Annotated in this window: 9 protein-coding genes; 7 read left to right on the top strand and 2 right to left on the bottom strand. The window is 72.0% G+C overall.

Annotated features, from left to right (window positions below):
- The first annotated feature begins 145 nt into the window (after nt 1–145).
- From ACIPSJ_RS48105 to ACIPSJ_RS48085, 5 genes are all read left to right on the top strand, one after another.
- Nucleotides 146–3,706 carry a choice-of-anchor D domain-containing protein gene (locus ACIPSJ_RS48105; protein ID WP_401356078.1) on the top strand — a complete coding sequence of 1,187 codons (3,561 nt, stop codon included), beginning with the start codon at nt 146–148 and terminating at the stop codon, nt 3,704–3,706.
- A gap of 203 nt (nt 3,707–3,909) precedes the next feature.
- A complete protein-coding gene (locus tag ACIPSJ_RS48100; protein ID WP_401356076.1) occupies nt 3,910–4,524 on the top strand; it encodes a class I SAM-dependent methyltransferase in 615 nt (204 codons plus the stop codon).
- 125 nt (nt 4,525–4,649) lie between these two features.
- Nucleotides 4,650–5,636, top strand: coding sequence for a hypothetical protein (locus tag ACIPSJ_RS48095; protein ID WP_359214958.1), 987 nt, complete (start codon nt 4,650–4,652; stop codon nt 5,634–5,636).
- A gap of 111 nt (nt 5,637–5,747) precedes the next feature.
- The gene (locus ACIPSJ_RS48090; protein ID WP_401356073.1) at nt 5,748–7,598 is read left to right on the top strand and encodes an HSP90 family protein; all 1,851 of its coding nucleotides are present in this window, start codon (nt 5,748–5,750) and stop codon (nt 7,596–7,598) included.
- 2 nt (nt 7,599–7,600) lie between these two features.
- On the top strand, nt 7,601–10,555 hold the full coding sequence (locus ACIPSJ_RS48085; protein ID WP_401356071.1) for a hypothetical protein: 2,955 nt from the start codon (nt 7,601–7,603) through the stop codon (nt 10,553–10,555).
- A gap of 67 nt (nt 10,556–10,622) precedes the next feature.
- Here the strand turns inward: ACIPSJ_RS48085 and ACIPSJ_RS48080 are convergent, their stop codons facing one another.
- The gene (locus ACIPSJ_RS48080) at nt 10,623–11,834 is read right to left on the bottom strand and encodes a cytochrome P450 (RefSeq protein WP_401356068.1); all 1,212 of its coding nucleotides are present in this window, start codon (nt 11,832–11,834) and stop codon (nt 10,623–10,625) included.
- A 124-nt stretch (nt 11,835–11,958) separates the two neighbouring features.
- Here ACIPSJ_RS48080 and ACIPSJ_RS48075 point away from each other — a divergent pair, with 124 nt between their 5' ends.
- Both ACIPSJ_RS48075 and ACIPSJ_RS48070 read left to right on the top strand, forming a co-directional pair.
- Nucleotides 11,959–12,612, top strand: a complete 654-nt coding sequence (locus tag ACIPSJ_RS48075; RefSeq protein WP_359214969.1) for a helix-turn-helix domain-containing protein — start codon at nt 11,959–11,961, stop codon at nt 12,610–12,612.
- A gap of 331 nt (nt 12,613–12,943) precedes the next feature.
- The gene (locus tag ACIPSJ_RS48070; protein ID WP_401356066.1) at nt 12,944–16,252 is read left to right on the top strand and encodes a GH92 family glycosyl hydrolase; all 3,309 of its coding nucleotides are present in this window, start codon (nt 12,944–12,946) and stop codon (nt 16,250–16,252) included.
- Nucleotides 16,253–16,324: 72 nt separating this feature from the next.
- On the opposite strand, the gene ACIPSJ_RS48065 is transcribed toward ACIPSJ_RS48070, so the two are convergent.
- Complete coding sequence (locus tag ACIPSJ_RS48065) at nt 16,325–18,046, bottom strand: carbohydrate binding domain-containing protein (protein WP_401356064.1); 1,722 nt, start codon at nt 18,044–18,046, stop codon at nt 16,325–16,327.
- Nucleotides 18,047–18,099 lie beyond the last annotated feature (53 nt).

The following is an 18,099-nucleotide window of genomic DNA, read 5'->3' as shown; positions in this document are numbered from 1 at the left end:
TTTCATTGTTGCAATACTTCGTTCAGTTCTTGCGTGAGTCGATCGCGAACATTACGGTCCCCTTCGCGTCTTCACTCCCGCCTCCCGCCCCTCCCTGGCGGCGTCAGTGGAACGTTTCCGGCATTGTTCGCGAAAGGAGTGGTAAGTGCTCCCCTCCATACGAGATCTGAGACGAACCCTGGTCTGGGCGGTCAGCGCCGCGATGCTGGCCGTGGTCGGCGTCTGCACGCTGGCCGTCGCACCCGCGGTGGCGGCGGCCGCCGCCACCGGCGGCAGCGGCGCGAGCCTGCCGTACGTCGAGGTGCAGGCGGAGAACTCCGCCACCAACGGCACCACCATCGGCCCGAGTTACACCCAGGGCCAGCTGGCCGACGAGGCGTCGTACCGCAAGGCGACGACGCTGCAGGGCACCGGCCAGTACGTCACGTTCACCACGCCGGTGGCGACCAACTCGATCAACTTCCGGTACAGCATCCCCGACACCTCGGGCGGCTCGGTCTACACCGCCGCGCTGTCCCTCTACATCAACGGCGTCAAGCAGCCCGACTTCACCCTGACCAACGCCTACAGCTGGTACTACGGCAGCTACCCGTTCACCAACACCCCGGGCAGTAACCCGCACCACTTCTACGACGAGGCGCACCGCCTGTTCGCCACCAGCTATCCGGCGGGCACCACCTTCAAGCTGCAGGTCGACTCCGGCGACAACGCCTCCTCCTACACGATCGACTTCGCCGACTTCGAGCAGGTCGGCGCCGCCCTGACGGCCCCGTCGGGCGCCGTGTCGGTGACCGGCAAGGGCGCCGACGCGACCGGTGCCACCGACGCGACCGGCGCGTTCAACGCCGCGATCAGCGCGGCAGGCCCCGGCGGCACCGTGTGGATCCCGCCGGGCACCTACAACATCCCCGGCCACATCAGCGTCAACAACGTCACGATCGCCGGCGCCGGCATGTGGTACTCGACCGTCACCGGCACGGCCCCCGGCTTCTACGGCAACTCCGCGCCCTCCGCGAGCACGGGCGTGCACCTCCAGAACTTCGCGATCTTCGGCGATGTGCGGGAGCGCAACGACAGCGCCCAGGTCAACGGCATCGGCGGCGCGATGAGCAACTCGACCGTCTCCAGTGTCTGGATCGACCACATGAAGGTCGGTGCCTGGATGGACGGGCCGATGGACGGGCTGACGTTCAGCGGTGTGCGCATCCGTGACACCACCGCGGACGGCATCAACTTCCACGGCGCCGTCACCGACTCCAAGGTGACCAACAGCGACATCCGCAACACCGGCGACGACGGAATCGCCACCTGGGCGGACTCCGGTATCGGCGCCGACGCCAACGACACGATCTCCGACAACACGGTCTCCCTGCAGATCCTCGCCAACGGCATCGCGATCTACGGCGGCCACGACAACACCGTCAGCGGCAACCGGGTGGTGGACTCCGGCATCACCCAGGGCGGCGGCATCCACGTGGGGCAGCGCTTCTCGTCGACGCCGGTCGGCACCACCACCATCTCCGGCAACACCCTGGTCCGCGACGGCAGCCTCGACCCGAACTGGCAGTTCGGCGTGGGAGCGTTGTGGTTCGACGGCAGCCAGGGCGCGATCACCGGCCCGGTCAACGTGACCAACGCGCTGATCCAGCAGAGTCCGTACGAGGCCGTCCAGTGGGTCGAGGGCACCATCAGCGGCGTCAATCTCACCGACGTGACCATCGCCGGCACCGGCACCTTCGCCCTGCAGGAACAGACCGGCGGCGCCGCGAAGTTCACCAACGTCACGGCCACCGGAGTCGGTTACTCCTCCCCGGTGTACAGCTGCTCGGCCGGGAGCTTCACGGTGACCGACGGCGGCGGCAACTCCGGTATCGGCGGCACCCCGTACTGCGGAGGGTGGCCGGCCCCGGTCTACCCGCCCTACCCGTCCGAAGGCGTGACGGCCACCCCGGGCGCCCTCAACTTCGGCTCCATTCCCACCGGTTCGACCAGCGACGCGCAGACCGTGACCGTCTCCAACCCGACCGGCAGCGCCGCGTCCGTCTCCTCGGTCTCCACCAGCGGCGACTACTCCCAGACCAACACCTGCGGCTCGTCGATACCGGCGAACGGCTCGTGCACCGTCGGCGTGAAGTTCACGCCGACGGCGACCGGCGGCCGGAGCGGCACCCTCACCGTCACCGCGGGCGGGATCACCGACACCGTCGCCCTCTCCGGCACCGGCACCGCGCCGGGCCCGGTGCTGAGCACCGATCCGGCGAGCCTGTCCTTCGCCGCCACGGTGGTCGGCTCCTCGGCCACCGCGCAGACGGTCAAGGTGACGAACTCGGGCACCACGTCGGCGACCCTCTCGGGCGTCTCGGCGACCGGTGACTTCAGCCAGACCAACAACTGCGCCACCCTCGCGGTCGGGGCGTCCTGCACGGTGACCGTCGGGTTCAAGCCCACCACGGGCGGCCCACGCACCGGCAACCTGACCGTCACCAGCAACGCCAACAACAGCCCGACCGTCGTGACCCTGGCCGGCAGCGGCATCGACAGCACCACGAACATCGCCGCCGGACGGCCGGCCACGGCGAGTTCCGGCACCAGCCCGTACGTCGCCTCGAACCTCACCGACCCGGACGCCGCCACCTACTGGGAGGGCACGAACGGTTCGTTCCCGCAGTGGGCCCAGGTCGACCTCGGCCAGAACTACGGCGTCGGCAAGGTCGTGCTCAAGCTCCCGCCGGCGACGGCGTGGTCGGCCCGCACCCAGACACTGTCGGTGCAGGGATCCACGGACGGCTCCAGCTTCTCCACGATCAAGGCGTCGGCCGGCTACACCTTCGACCCGAACGCCAACGGCAACACCGTGACCATCATCTTCAGCGCCGCGACGGCGCGCTATGTCCGGGTCGACATCACCGCCAACACGGGCTGGAACGCGGCCCAGTTGTCGGACTTCGAGGTGTTCCCCGGCGACGGCGGCTCCTCGCCGGCGACCCTGTCGGCGAACCCGACGTCACTGTCGTATCCCACCCAGGCGCTCAACACCGCCAGCGGCGCGCGGACGGTCACGGTGACCAACACCGGAACCGCGGCCGCGACCGTCTCCGGCGTCACCGTCACCGGTGACTTCTCGCAGACCAACACCTGCGGGACGTCGATCGCGGCGGGGGCCTCCTGCACGGTCGCCGTCACCTTCACCCCCACCGCGTCCGGCACCCGCACCGGCGATCTCAGCATCGCCGGCAACGCGTCGAACGGCACGACCACGGTCGCACTGACCGGCACCGGTGCCGGCGCGGTGAGCAGGAACCTGGCGGCGGGCGCGGCCACCACCGAGTCCAGCCACACCGACGTCTACCCGTCGTCGAACGTGACGGACGGCAACCAGGGCACCTACTGGGAGAGCGCCAACAACGCCTTCCCGCAGTGGGTCCAGGTCGACCTCGGCTCCGCGCAGAGCGTGAGCCGTGTCGTCCTCCAGCTCCCCGCGACCTGGGGCGCCCGCAGCGAGACGCTGTCCCTGGCGGGCAGCACCGACGGCTCCTCCTTCAGCACCGTCAAGTCGTCGGCCGCGTACATCTTCGACCCCACCACCAACAACACGGTCACCCTCACGTTCACCGCGACCACCCAGCGGTACCTCCGGGTGACCATCACGGCGAACAACGGCTGGCCGGCCGGTCAGATCTCCGAACTCCAGGCCTGGAGCACCTGATCAAATCGGCTCAGGCCAGGTCAGAACCGGTCTGAGCCGATGGTGCCGCCGAGTGCGCCGCCCGCGCTCGGCGGCACCGGCCACCGCCCGCGCGGTGGGAACCGCGGGCGGCACCGGGACCGCGCTCGCCCGGCCGCGTCGGCGGCCGGTCCGCCGGGCGGCGTGGTCGGCAGGATCACCGTCGGCTCCCTATAGTTCGTCGCATGAGTCGCTGGCATGAGCTGACCGGGGGGACGTCCGGGCGGGAGTACGCGGCACGGTTCGCGGCCGTGGCCCGTGGCGGCAAGGACGTGCACGGAGAGGCGCGGTTCTGCGCGGCGCTGGTGCCCGCCGGGGCCCGGGTGCTGGACGCCGGATGCGGTACCGGACGGGTCATGATCCGGCTCGCGGAGCTCGGATACGACTGCGTCGGGGTGGATCTCGACGCGTCGATGCTGGCGGTGGCGCGGGAGCAGGCGCCGGAACTGCCCTGGTTCCAGGCCGATCTGGCCGCGTTCGAGCCCCGCCGGCTCGGGATCGCGGCGGACTTCGATCTCGTGGTGGCCGCGGGCAACATCCTCCCGCTGCTCGCGGCCGGCACCGAGGCCGCGGTGGTCCGGCGCCTGGCCGCCGTCCTGCGGCCGGGCGGTCTGCTGGTCGCCGGGTTCGGCCTGGACGAGGCCCATCTGCCGGTCCCGCCGGGCATCGCCCTGCCGGAGTACGACGACTGCTGCGCGGCGGCCGGCCTCACCCTCGTCGACCGCTTCGCCACCTGGGACGCCGACCCCTACGAAGGCGGCGGCTACGCCGTCAGCGTCCACCGCGGCCCGACCGCTTGATCATCCCCTCAGGCAGGACCAGGGCGGCCGCCGTGAACCGCCGGTGAAAATCCCGTGGAAGCGGTGTCGGTGGCGCCGCTTATGCTGCACCGGAATGATCACGCGGAACCTGGGGAGGGCGCGGCATGTTCGACAAGCTGTTCGGCAGGGGCGGGGGCAGACCGGCGGCGGATCCGCATGCACTACCCGCTCCCCGCAGGCAGAGAAACGGGCTGTACACGCTGCACGCGCTCGGGGACACCCGGGTGTCCGCGCTGCTGGAGGCCGCCACCGCGGGCGACTGGGAGCTGGTGAAGGCGGCGCTCGCCCCCTTCGACCTCGGCCGCGACGACCGGGTCCTCGGTGAGCTGGCCGACCTCGACGGGGTGCAGGAGTGGATCGGCGCGGCCGTCGAGGAGGACGAGGAGCACCGGGCGACCGCCCTGCTGATATCCGGGGCGCGCCACATCAGCTGGGGCTGGGAGGCACGCACCCGCGCACGCGCCGTGGACGTCACCCGGGAGCAGTGGCGGGTCTTCCACGAACGACTCGACATCGCCGAGGACCAGCTGCTGCGGGCGGCCGAGTCGCGGCCGGAGTGGGTCACGCCGTGGCGCCGCCTGCTCACCTCCGGGCGCGGCATGTCGCTGGGCCCCGCCGTCAACGAGACGCGGCTCGCCGCCGCTCTGCGCCGCGACCCGCTGGACCTGGCGACCCACATCGAGTGGGTGTCGCAGTTGCAGCCCCGGTGGGGCGGCAAGCCCGGTGAGGCACTGGCGTTCGCCCGGGAGGCGTTCGCCGGAGCGCCCGACGGCCATCGCCTCGGCTGTGTCGTCGCCATGGCCCATATCGAGGAGTGGGTGGAGTCGGACAGCGGCACCAGCCTCGACACCCCCGGCACCCAGGAGGAGCTGAGGGAAGCGGCCAGGCGCAGCATCCTGCACCCGGCCCACGAGCGGCGCCCCGGCTGGCAGCAGGACTTCAACATCTTCGCCATGGCCCTCGGGCTGTCCGCCGAGGGCATCGTCGCCCGGCGGGTCTTCCACGAGCTGGCCGGCGCCTACACACCGTGGCCGTGGCAGTACATGGCGAATCCGGAGAAGACGTACGCCCGCTACCGGCGCACCGCCTGACCTCCGCCACCGGCGCACTGCCTGACCCCCGCCACCGGCGCACCGCCTCACCCCGCCACCCAGCCTGGCACCCCACCCGTCACCCTCGAACACCCCACCCCGGACTGCCCGATGACTCTGCCCGACACCCCTCAGAGCCCGGCCGCCGGCGCCGACCGCACCTTCCAGGTGGATCTGCGCGGCCTCGTCGACCTCCTCTCCCACCACCTCTACTCCAGCCCTCGCGTCTACCTGCGCGAACTCCTGCAGAACGCCGTGGACGCGCTGACCGCCCGGCACACCCTCGAACCGGGCGCCGCCGCCGACGCGTTCGGCATCCGCCTGTACGCCGACGGCTCCGTCGTCCGGGTGGCGGACGACGGCGTCGGACTCACCGAGGCCGACGTCCACACCTTCCTCGCCACGATCGGCCGCAGCAGCAAGCGCACCGAGAACATCGCCGAGCAACGCGCCGACTTCATCGGCCAGTTCGGCATCGGCCTGCTCTCCTGCTTCCTGGTCGCCGACGAGATCCACGTCGTCAGCCGCTCCGCCCGTACGCCCGACGCCCCCGCCGTGGAGTGGCGGGGCCGCGGCGACGGCAGCTACACCGTCCGCACCCTGCCCGCCGCCGCCCGCCCCCGGCCCGGCACCACCGTCACGCTGACGCCCCGCGCCGACGCGGGCGAGTGGACCCGGCCGGTCCAAGTACAGGCGCTCGCCCGGCACTTCGGCTCCCTGCTGCGCCATCCGGTGACCTTCGACGACGGCGCGGGCGGCCCCGGCGCTGCCGTCAACCCCGAGCCCGCGCCCTGGGCGCGGACGTATCCCACACCGGGCGCCCGGTCCCGGGCGCTGGCCGCGTACGGCGAGGAGATCTTCGGCTTCACGCCCCTGGACACCATCGACCTGGACCTGCCGGCCGTGGGCCTGAAGGGCATCGCCTGCGTGCTCCCCGAGGCGGTGCCCGCCGGACGCCGGCACGGCCACCGTGTGCACGTCAAGGGCATGCTGCTGTCCGAGCGGGCCGAGGAGATCCTGCCCGAGTGGGCGTTCTTCGTCCGCTGCGTCCTGGACGCCGAGAGCCTGCGCCCGACGGCGTCCCGGGAGTCCCTGTACGAGGACGACACCCTCGCCGCCGTCCGCGACGCCCTCGCCGAACGGCTGCGCGCCTGGATCGCCCGGACCGCCGCCAGCGACCCCGACCTCCTCGGCCGCTTCCTCCAGACCCACCACCTGGCCGTGAAGTCGCTGGCCGTGCACGACGACGAGATCCTGCGGATGCTGCTGCCGTGGCTGCCGTTCGAGACCACCGACGGACACGCCACCCTCGACGAGTTCGCGCGCGCCCACCGCACCGTGCTCGTGACCGCCAGCGTGGAGGAGTTTCGGCAGGTGGCCGCCATCGCCGCGGCCGCCGGGCTGGGCGTCGTCAACGGCGGCTACACCTACGACCGTGAACTGGTCCACCGGCTGCCGGAGATCAGGCCCGAGGTGAGCGTCGCCGACCTCGACCCGGCCACGCTCACCGCCCACCTCGACCCCGTCGACCGGGAGACGGAACTGGCCGCCGCGGCCTACCTCGCCCTGGCCCGCGACGCCCTCGCCGTCTTCGACTGCGACGTCGCGCTGCGCACCTTCCAGCCCGCCTCCGCGCCCGCCCTCCTCCTCGACAGCCGCGAGGCCCGGCACGAGCGCACCCGCTCCCAGCTCGCCCGTGAGCAGCAGGGCGGTGTGTGGGGCGACATCCTCGGCCATCTGCGCCAGGAGGCCCCGCGGGCCCAGCTGATCCTCAACCAGCTCAACCCGCTGGTCCGCACCGCCGTCACCATCGACGAACCCGAACTGGCCCGCACCAGCGCCGAAGCCCTCTACGGGCAGGCCGCGCTGCTCTCCCGGCGCCCGCTCCGGCCCGCCGAGTCGAGCCTCATCAACCGCTCCTTCCTCGACCTCCTCGCCCACGCCCTCCGCAAGGACAGCTGACGATGCCGACCGCACCCCACCCCCAGAACACGGACGAGCTGTACGAGGCGCTCCGGGAGAACGACCGGCGCCCCTACGGCCGTACCCGCACCGTCACCGCCGAGGAACTGGTCGACTCCGCCGAGCAGTTCGCGGAGCCCCGCCCGCTCGTGCACGCGCTCCTCGCACTGCAGAAGGCGTACAACTACGGCTCCGAGCCGAGGAAGTCGCCCGTCGTCTTCGCCCGTGTGCTCACCCTCTTCGACGAGCAGCCCGACGTCTTCGACGAGCGGCTGCGGCACACGCTGTTCTGGCGGTTCAAGTGGGTCGCGGCCGCCCTGGTCGCCCTGCCCGAGATGCCCCTGGCCAGCCTGCGCCAGTGGCTGACCGAGATGCGTGACCGGTACGAGAAGGCCGGCCTCGGACTCCAGCCCTACTACGGGGAGGCGTACCGCCTCGCCGCCCACGTCGGCGAGGACACCGACCTGGCCTTCGAGCTGTGGGCGGGACGCACCCGTACCCGGCTCAGCGACTGCGAGGCCTGCGAGATCTGCGTGCGCGCCGTCCACCATCTCGCGGCGGGCGACGACGAACGGGCACTGCGCACCTGGGAGCCGGTCCTGGCCGGGACGGAGTCCTGCCAGGAGGAGCCCGCCCGCTCCGTCTCGTACGCGCTGCTGCCGCTGCTGCGCGCCGGCCGCACCGACCGGGCCCGCGAGCTGCACCTCACCGGCTACCGCGCCTGCCGCCGCAACCCCGCGATGTCCGGCGAGGTCGGCCGGCACCTGGAGTTCTGCGCGCTCACCGGCAACGAGGCGCGCGGCCTGGAACTCCTCGCGGAGAACCGGAACCTGTTCGACGACGTCGACTCGCCGCTGGACGAACTCGCCTTCCTCACCGGCGTGGAGGTCCTCCTGCGGCGCGTCGAAGCCCTCGGCCACGGCGACCTGCCCGCCGCCGGATACCCGGGCCGCACCTGGACGGTGGCCGGCCTGCGCGCCGAGGTGGGCGGCCGGGCCGACGACCTCGCCGCCCGGTTCGACGCCCGCAACGCGACCACGACCCACACCGACCGGCGCCGGGCCCGCCTCGACCGCGCCCCTCTCCTGGACACCCTCGAACTGACCCTGCGCGCCCGCGCCCTCGACGACGTGGTCCCGGCGGCCGTCCCCGCCACCGCCCGGACCACCACCGCCGTTCCCGAGTCGCTGCCCGAACTCATCCTTCAGGCAAGGGAGTTGGAGGAACAGGGGCATCCGGGCGCGGAGGCCTGCTGGGCGCGGCTGCGCACGCTCGTCGCCGCCCCCGGCTACACCCACCCCGACGACCCGGCCGTGGGACCGCTCGTACGACTGCGCGCGGACCTGCTGGAGGACGAGGCCGGCCGGGCGGGCGAGAAGGAGAAGTTCGACGAGGCGGCCGACCTCTACGAGACGGCGGCGGGCCTGTACGACGAGGCCGCGCAGCCGGGGCACGCGGTGTTCGTCCGCGCCTGTGCCCTGTTCGCCGCGGCGCAGGCCGCCCCGGAGGACGTTCAGGAGGGCGCCGGCGAAGCCGAGGCGAGGACCGCCGCGCTGACCGACGCCCACGCGTCCATGGTCCGCCTCCACGAGACGGCCACCGGCCTCGCTCCGTACCAGGAGGCCCGGCTGCTGCGACTGCGGGCGACCGTGCTCGGCCTGCGGTTCCAGACGTCGCACGACGAGGAGCACGCCGCGCCCGTCCTCGCCGAGGCGGACCTGCTGCACGCGTTCGCCGTCCGGCACGACGTCACCGGGCAGATCTCCGGAGCCCTGCTGCTACGGGCCGGCACCCTCGCCCTCTCCGGCGACCTGCCCGGCGCGGTCACCGCGAGCGACGCCCTCCTCGACCGGCTCAGGACACACGGCCCGGCCTGGCACCTGCCGCACGCGCTCGGACTGCGGGGGCGGATCCGGCTGGGCCTCAGGGACGCGCAGGCGGCCCACGAGGACCTGGCCGAGGCCCTCCGTCTGGCCGCCGAATGGCCCGCCGACACGGTGGCCACCGCCCGCCTGCACACCGATCTGGCCCGGACCTGCATGCGCCTGGACCGCCCCGACGAGGCGCTGCGGCATCTGACCCGCTCCGCGGAGCTGGAGCTGCGCCACGGCAGCCGATTCGACGCGTTCTGCACCTACAGCAACGCGGCCCAGCTCACCCTCGACCTGGGCCGCGTCGAGGACTGCATCGCCCTGCTCGACTCGGTGCTGGCCGAACCGGACGTCACCGCCGGGGAGCTGGACGACCGGCTCGTCGCCCAGCTGCGCCTGGCCCGCGCCCGCGCACTGCACGCGGGGGAGGACCTCAAGGCAGCCACGGCGGAGTACGCCGCCCTCGCGGCCGAGTCGGCCGGCTGGGACGACGACCCCGGCAGCCACGCCATGATCGCCGCGGAGACCGCCATGCTCCTCGCCGAGGCCGGCGAGTTCGGCCCGGCCCGCGAGGCCGTCGACCAGGCCCTCGCCGCGCACGCCCGGGACCCGCGCTACGAGCAGCTCAGCAGCTGCCTGCGCGAAGTCGCCCGCCTCCGGACCCAGCAGCAGGGCGCCGAGGGCCTGGCCGACGCGCTCGCTCTGCTCGCCGACGCGGGCCGGGTCGCCGACGAGGCCCGCGCCGCGGGGTACCGGGCCGGCGGCCGCGACCTGGACAGCGCCCTCGCCTATGAACACGGGCGGGTCAACGCCTACGCCAAGGAGTACGAGACCTCCCTGACCGCCCTGGACAAGGCGCTCACCCTCGTCGGCGAACCCGAATCCGACTCCCACGACCGGGACCACGTCGGCGAATGGGCCGAGTGCGTCCGGCTCGCGGCCGTCGTGGAGGGCCTCTACCTGGAACGCCCCGAGCCCGCCCTCGCCCGCCTGGACGGAGCGGTCTCCCGGCTCACCGCCCTGGGCCACCCCGAGGAGACCGAGCCGCTGACCGCCCTGGCGGCCCGACTGCGCGACGAGGCGTGACCCGGCGGGCGTGGCGCGGCCCGGGCCCACGGCCGGTCCGCGCCACGCCCCGGTCCGGGCGGTGCCCTCACCAGGTCACGGGCAGCTCGCTGACCCCGCCGGTGAGGGTGGTGCGCACCTGGAGGTCGTCGACGTCCTTGGCCAGCCGCAGCCCGGGCAGACGCTCGGCCACGGCGGCGAACACGATGCGCAGCTCCGTGCGGGCCAGGCTCGCCCCGATGCAGAAGTGCGGGCCGTGGCCGAATCCGAGGTGGTTGCGTTCCGGACGGTCGGGGTCGAAGGTCTCGGCGTCGGTGTAGACGGACGCGTCGCGGTTGGCCGAGTTGATGGAGAGGATCACGGCGTCGCCGCTGCGGATGGTGACCCCGGCGACGTCGACGTCGGTGTGGGCGTAGCGCAGCAGACCGAGGTCGCCGGGTGCGCCGAGGCGCATGATCTCCTCGACGGTGGCGTTGACCCGGCCGGCCGGGTCGGCGGTCAGCGCCCGCCACTGGTCGGGGCGGGTGAGCAGGAAGAGCGTGCCCAGCCCGATGCGGTTGACGGTGGTCTCGTGGCCGGCGAACAGCAGCCCGACGCAGAGCCTGATCATCTCGGAGTAGTCGAAGTCCGTGTCGGCGCTCTGGGCCCGTACCAGGTCGGAGATGACGTCCTCGCCCGGCCGGGCCCGTTTGGTCTCGGCGAGGGTGACCATGTAGTCGTTGAACTCCTCCCGCGCCCGTTCGGCCTCGTCGCCGATGGCGTAGTCGGCCATGCGCGCCGACAGCGAGGCGAAGTGGTCGCGGTCGGTCTCGGGCACGCCGAGCAGCCGGCAGATGACGGCGACCGGCACCGGGAAGGCCAGTCCGGCGTGCAGGTCGACCACCCCGTCGGGGGCGGCGGCCCGCTCGGCGAGCAGTTGGTCGATACAGCCGTCCACCAGCTGTCGTACGTGATCGGAGAGCATCACCATGCGGCGGGCGGAGAAGGCCGGGGTCAGCAGCCGGCGCATCCGGGTGTGGTCGGCCTCCTCGGTGGCGTAGTCGCCCGAGGGGCCCTCCTGCACCGCGGCGCTCGTGATCCGGGAGGCCCGCTCCGGCTCGGGATGGGAGCGGCCGAGCCGCTTGTCGCCGAGGAGGTCGCGGACCTCCTCGAAACGGGTGACCAGCCAGGCCGGATCCCCGGCCGGAGTGGTGACCGGCGTGATCGGCGCCTGGCGGCGCAGCACCTCGTACAGGGGCGCGAGATCGAGCACGTTCGGCCGTGCGAAGGGTAGTCGGGAACGCTCGGCGGCACCGTTCATGGTCCTCCTCCTGGACCTCGGAACGCGATCTTCCGGCATTTCGACCGTAACACTTTATTGTCAGTGGCTGCCAATAATGTTTCCGGCCAGTCGCCGCGTGGCGTCGGCGTGCTTGGATCGCCCGATGAAGGACGCGACGGTGGACAGTGGCCCGATAGCGCCCCGCCGGGGCCGGCCCCCGGTGAGCGACCGGGACCGGCAGCGGCAGCGCCTCGACATCTCCCGCCAGGCGGTCCGGCTGTTCGCCGCGCAGGGCGTGGCCGCCACCTCCGGCGAGCAGATCGCGCGGGCGGCCGGCGTCTCCGAACGCACCCTGTGGCGCTACTTCGCCGGCAAGGAGAACTGCGCGGAGCCGCTGCTCACCCAGTCGATCGAGGCCTTCCGGACGGTCCTGCGCGCCTGGCCGGCCGGTCTCGGCCTGACCGAGCATCTGCGCGCCGCCTACCGGCCCACGCCCGACGCGCTGTCCGGCGGGGACACCGAGGCGGTGCTCACCGTGATCCGGATGACCCACGACGAACCCGCGCTGCGCGCCGCCTACCTGGTGCTCCGGGAGCGTGCGGAGGAGACGTTCACCGAGGTGCTCGCCGAACGCGCGGGCACCGCCGCCGACCTGCCGGACATCCGGATGCGGGCCGCCACCATCAGCGCCGTGCTCAAAGTGGCCACCGACGACCTCGCACGGGCCGTGGCCCGGGAGGGCGTCACCCCCGAGGTGCTGCGCGCACACCGCGAACAGCTCGCCGACGCGCTCGGCCGGGTCGCCCGAGGGCTGTAGCGCCGTTCGCGGAGCGGTCGTAACTACCGCAAGGACTCGGGCCGTTGTGCCCGGCGCGCCGCCGTCAGTGAACTTCGCGCGCAGAAAGTCCTGTTGGCCTCGTTGACACGCCACAAGCACAGGCGTTTCACTCAACACTCGTGCATGGCAACGTTGTCAGGCCGTGGGAGCGACCCGATGCGCTGCCGCCCGTCGCCGGCGTTCCGGTGTGTCCCGGAGCGCCGACACCTGATGTGCGAGGCACGAACTGCTGCGGAGGCAACCGATGGTGAGACCCCGACGTTCAGCCGCACGACCCCCCACTGGAGCAGGATTCCGCGGGCTCCTGGCCGTGGCCTGCGTCCTGGGCCTGGCAGCCCTGCCGCTCTCGGCGGCCGGCAGCGCCCAGGCCGCGAGCACCGCGAGGCCGGCCCTGGTGACGGATCCCGCGTCCCTGGTCAACCCCCTCATCGGCACCTCCGGTGCCGTGGACACCTTCCCCGGCCCCGACATGCCGGCCGGCATGGTGCAGTGGGGTCCCGACACCACACCGCACCGCCCCGACGGCGGCGGCTACGAGTACGCCGACAGCAAGCTCTCCGGCTTCAGCCTCACCCATGTCTCCGGCCCCGGCTGCCCGGTCGCGGGCGACCTGCCCGTCCTGCCGGTGACCGGCGCGCTCTCGGGCAACCTCGGCAGCACGTCCGTCGGCTTCACCCACGCCGACGAGCAGGCCGCCCTCGGGTCCTACAAGGTCACCGACGCCAACGGGGTCAGAACCGAGCTGACCGACACCACCCGCGCCGGACTGGGCACCTTCACCTTCCCCGCCGGACAGCAGGCGAACCTGCTGTTCAAGCTCAGCGGCGGCGCCACCCAGGTGGACGGCACCCGGGTCCAGGTGGTCAACAGCAAGGAGATCAGCGGCGCGATCGACAGCGGCCACTTCTGCGGCGCGAGCAACCGCTACACGCTGCACTTCGACATCAAGTTCGACCGGCCGTTCACCGCGAGCGGTACCTGGGTCGGCGGCACCATCACCCCCGACGCGAAGTCGCTGAAGGCGGGCAAGGTCAGCCCGGCTCCGCGGAAGTCCACGGCGAAGCCGCTGAAGGAGAAGCACTTCACCGTCCCGGCGAAGCCCGCCCCGACCGTCCACCCGAGCGGTGCCGCGTCCCGGCTGTCCAACCTGTCCAAGGCCGCCCAGCCGCCCACCACCGGCGCGAACGGCATGTACCTCACCTTCGACACCGCCACGAACCCCACGGTCACCGCGAAGGTCGGCATCTCGTACACGAGCGATGCCAACGCGGCGGCCAACCTCGGCGCCGAGATCAGGAACTGGAACATCGGCGCCGTCGAGAAGGCCAACCACGACGCCTGGAACGCGGTGCTGAAGAAGATCCAGGTCGGCGGCGGAACCACCGACCAGCAGACGCAGTTCTACACCGCGTTCTACCACGCCCTGCTGCACCCGAACGTCTTCTCCGACGCCAACGGCGAGTACATGGGCATGGACAACCAGATCCACCAGCTGGCCAAGGGCCAGCGGGCCCAGTACGCCAACTACTCGGGCTGGGACACCTACCGCTCCCAGACCCAGCTGATGGCGATGGTCGAGCCCAAGGTCACCAGCGACGTCGTCACCTCGATGCTCAACGGCTACGACCAGACCGGCCTGCTGCCCAAGTGGGCCTCGAACAACGGCGAGAGCTATGTGATGGTCGGCGACCCGGCCGCCGGCATCATCACCGACGCCTACGCCTTCGGCGCGACGGACTTCGACACCACCAAGGCCCTCGCCGCCCTCCAGCACGAGGCCACCGTCCCCAACAACGACCGCCCCGGCGAGTCCGTGCGGGACGCCAAGGGCTACCTCCCGCTCGACGAGAACGACTACAACTGCTGCAACTTCTACGGCCCGGTCTCCACCCAACTGGAGTACGACAGCGCCGACTACGCCCTCGCAGCCTTCGCGAAGTCGCTCGGAAGGACGGACGTCTACACGAAGTTCGCCACCCGCGCCCAGGACTGGATGAACGTCTTCAACCCGCAGACCGGCTACCTCCAGGCCAAGAACAAGGACGGCCAGTTCGCGGGCGGCTTCACCCCCGGCACCTCCAACGGCTTCGTGGAGGGCACCTCCGCCCAGTACACCCCCATGGTCCCCTTCAACCTGCAACAGCTCATCCAGGCCCGCGGTGGCGCCCAGGCGTACTCGTCCTACCTGGACAGCCTCCTCGACGACATCACCCACCCCGGCAACACCGACGCCGACCTGAGCAACGAGCCCAGCGTGGAGATCCCCTGGGAGTACGACTACACGGGCCAGCCGTGGAAGACCCAGGCGGCCGTCCGCGAGGCCCAGCAGGACCTGTACTTCAACGCCCCGGTCGGTTCCTTCGGCAACGACGACCTGGGCGCCATGAGCTCCTGGTACGTCTGGTCCGAACTCGGCATGTACCCGGAGACCCCGGGCACGGACACCCTGGTGCTCGGCAGCCCGGCGTTCCCGGCGGCCCAGGTGACCCTCGACGGCGGCAAGACGGTACGGATCGGCGCACCGCAGGCCGCGCCCGACGCGCCGTACGTGCAGTCGCTGAACGTCAAGGGCAAGGCGTGGAACACCTCCTGGCTGACGTACCGGCAGTTCAAGGGCGCGGGCACGCTCGACTACACGCTCGGCACCCGGCCGAACACCTCCTGGGCGTCGAGCCCTTCGGCGGTGCCGCCGTCGGACACCACGGGCGGCGGCCGGGTGCTGGCGGCGACCGGCCCGTCCAGCGACGGCCTGGTCCTCCAGCCGGGTGCGAGCGGTGACGGCACCCTCGACCTGACCAACCTCGGCAGCAAGGCCGTCACGGTCGACTGGACGGCGACGGCGCCCTCCGGCGTCACCCTGGACACGGCGTCCGGCTCGCTGACGGTGCCCGCCTCGGGCAGCGCCGAGACCAAGGTCCACGTCACCGCCGGCCCGGACGAGGGCACCTACCAGGTCACCTTCGCCCTCACCGACCACGGCACCGGTGCGGCACTGTCCCCGGCGGTGCTGCGCGTGGCCGTCGCCAAACCCGGCGCGCTGTGGCCGTACGCCACCAACGAGGGCATCTACCCCGACGGCGCCACCTACTCGGGCGGCTTCGACGGCGGTGGCTGGGCCTTCTCCCAAAACGCCCTGGCGGCGGCCGGCGTCACCGGCGGCTCCACCCTCACCGTCGACGGCGTCTCCTACACCTGGCCGACGGCGACGTCCGGCCGGCTCGACAACGTGGAGATGACCGGCCAGACCCTCCCGATGCCGGCCGGCACCTCGGGGGCGTCGCTGGGGCTGCTGGGCGCGGCGGTCAACGCGCCCACCGACGGCAGCGGGGTGTCGGGCACGCTCACCGTCACCTACACCGACGGCACCACCACGCAGGCGACGGTCGGCTTCTCGGACTGGACGCTCAACGGCGGACCGAGCAAGCCGCTGCCGGCCGACACCACGGCCGTCACCACCGCCTACCGGAACACCGGGAGCGGGGGCCGGGACGGCGTGAAGACCTATGTCTTCGCGACGAAGGTCCCGCTGGATCCGTCCAAGCAGGTGGCGTCGGTGACGCTGCCGGTGACCGGCTCCACGGGCACCGACCACCTGTTCGCCTACGGCTTCGGACAGTAACAGCCCCACAGACAGGGCCGGTTCCCGGGCATGCGCCCGGGAACCGGCCCTGCCGCATACCTACGCGGTGCCTCAGCTCAGGCTGAAGTCGTCGGCGTAGACGGCGGACTGGCCGTACCAGCCGTGGACGAAGACGGTCACCGTTCCGCTGCTGCCGGTGGTGAAGCCGACCGACAGCTGGTTCCAGCTGCCGCTGTTCGACCAGGTGCTCGCACTGGCGCCGCCGGAGACCCCGATGTACGCGTACGGTCCCTGCACCCAACCGGAGAGCGTGTAGGTGTGGTTGGGGGAGAGGGTGACCGTCTGGTCGCACTCGCCGGTGCTGCTGGAGCTCGGCGCGACCTGCAGGCTGTGGCTGCCGCCGTGGACCGGGGTCGAGACCACCGCGCTGCCGCTCGCGCAGGTCCAGGGGCTCAGACCGCCGGTCTCGAAGCCCGCGTTGGTCAGTGAGCCCCCGCCGCCTCCGCCGCCACTGGTGGTGACGGTGAGCGTGTACGTCGCGCTGTGGCTGCCGCTCGCGGCGGTGCCGGTGATGGTGATCGGGTAGGAGCCCGCGGCCACGGACGAGCCGACCGTCGCCGTCAGCGTCGAACTGCTCCCGGAGGTCACGGACGCGGGACTGAAGGAGACGCTGACGCCCGAGGGCGCGCCGGAGGCGGAGAGGCCGACGGACTCGGAGCTGCCGGAGGCGACGGCCGTGGCGACGGTCGCGGTCGCCGAACCGCCCTGGGCGACCGAGGCGGAACCCGGCGACAGGGACAGGGAGAAGTCGGTGGTGGTGCCGCCCCCGCCGCCCGAGCTGCCCTCGTAGGGCACGAACGCGTCGGTGAACGCCAGGCTGTTCTGGCTGATCTCACTACAGGTGGACAGCGAGTTGGCGCTGCCGCTGCACGGCTGGTCCCGGTTGGCCGACCAGAACGACAGCCGCCCGACACCGTTCTGCGCGGCGAAGGACTCCACCGTCTGGGCGTCCGCGAGGGTGAAGGTGGACCCGTCGTCGTTCTTGCCGATCATCGGGGTGATGCCGAGGTTGGCGTAGGTGTAACCGGAGTCGACGGACTGCATCTGCGCCAGCGTGGCCCTGGCCGCCGAGACCGCGCCCTGGCCCATCTGGGTGCCGGTGCCCGCGTAGTAGTCCATGGCCATGATGTTGACCACGTCGATCTTGATGCCCGCGCTCTTGGCGGCCTTCAGGATGTTGACGCCGTCGTTGGTCAGCCCGCTGGTGAGCACCGGCAGGGTCATGGAGAAGCGGAGGTTCGGGTTGGACGCCTTGAGGTCCTTCATCGCCTGCATCTGGCGGCCCGCGGCGGCGGTGTCGGCGATCGCGGCGCCCTCGACGTCGAAGTCCAGCTGGGTGACGCCGTAGTCGTTGATGATGGCCTGGTACCCGGCGTCGATGCTGCTCTGCGTGGAGCACGTCCAGGCGAGCGGCTCACCGCTCGCCCCGCCCGAGGAGATGACGACGGAGGCGCCCTCGGACTTCGCCCGGGCGATCTCGGGGTCGGTGTAGGAGTCGTTGCCTATGGGGAGCGTGTCGCCCCAGATCTGGTTGCAGCCGACACCGAGGACGAAGGCCGCCGTGTAGGCCTTCAGGCCGTGCCCGGTGATGGCGGTGTCCAGCAGTCCTTCCTGACTGTTCGACATGTCGACGTAGGGGGCCACGGAGTAGACGCTGCCGGCCGCCGCGTTGCCGGCGGGGGCCAGCGCGACGGTGACGCCGGTGGCCGCGAGGGCCAGAGCACACGCGGAGGCGGCGAGTCTTGCCGGCCTCGGCAATCTTGCCAGGTGCATGACATGACCCCTTTCGGGGAGCCCGGGGTGGGCGGAGGAGGAGGGGAGAGGGG

It is taken from the genome of Streptomyces sp. NPDC090088 (assembly GCF_044747345.1).
In the GTDB taxonomy this organism is placed as follows: Bacteria; Actinomycetota; Actinomycetes; order Streptomycetales; family Streptomycetaceae; genus Streptomyces.
This window is presented reverse-complemented; position numbering and strand designations above follow the sequence as displayed.

Excerpts from the sequence above, each read along its gene's own strand:
- ACIPSJ_RS48065 (WP_401356064.1), bottom strand. The coding sequence starts at position 18,046 with ATGCACCTGGCAAGATTGCCGAGGCCGGCAAGACTCGCCGCCTCCGCG.
- ACIPSJ_RS48100 (WP_401356076.1), top strand. The coding sequence starts at position 3,910 with ATGAGTCGCTGGCATGAGCTGACCGGGGGGACGTCCGGGCGGGAGTAC.
- ACIPSJ_RS48090 (WP_401356073.1), top strand. The coding sequence starts at position 5,748 with ATGACTCTGCCCGACACCCCTCAGAGCCCGGCCGCCGGCGCCGACCGC.
- ACIPSJ_RS48095 (WP_359214958.1), top strand. The coding sequence starts at position 4,650 with ATGTTCGACAAGCTGTTCGGCAGGGGCGGGGGCAGACCGGCGGCGGAT.
- ACIPSJ_RS48085 (WP_401356071.1), top strand. The coding sequence starts at position 7,601 with ATGCCGACCGCACCCCACCCCCAGAACACGGACGAGCTGTACGAGGCG.
- ACIPSJ_RS48080 (WP_401356068.1), bottom strand. The coding sequence starts at position 11,834 with ATGAACGGTGCCGCCGAGCGTTCCCGACTACCCTTCGCACGGCCGAAC.
- ACIPSJ_RS48075 (WP_359214969.1), top strand. The coding sequence starts at position 11,959 with ATGAAGGACGCGACGGTGGACAGTGGCCCGATAGCGCCCCGCCGGGGC.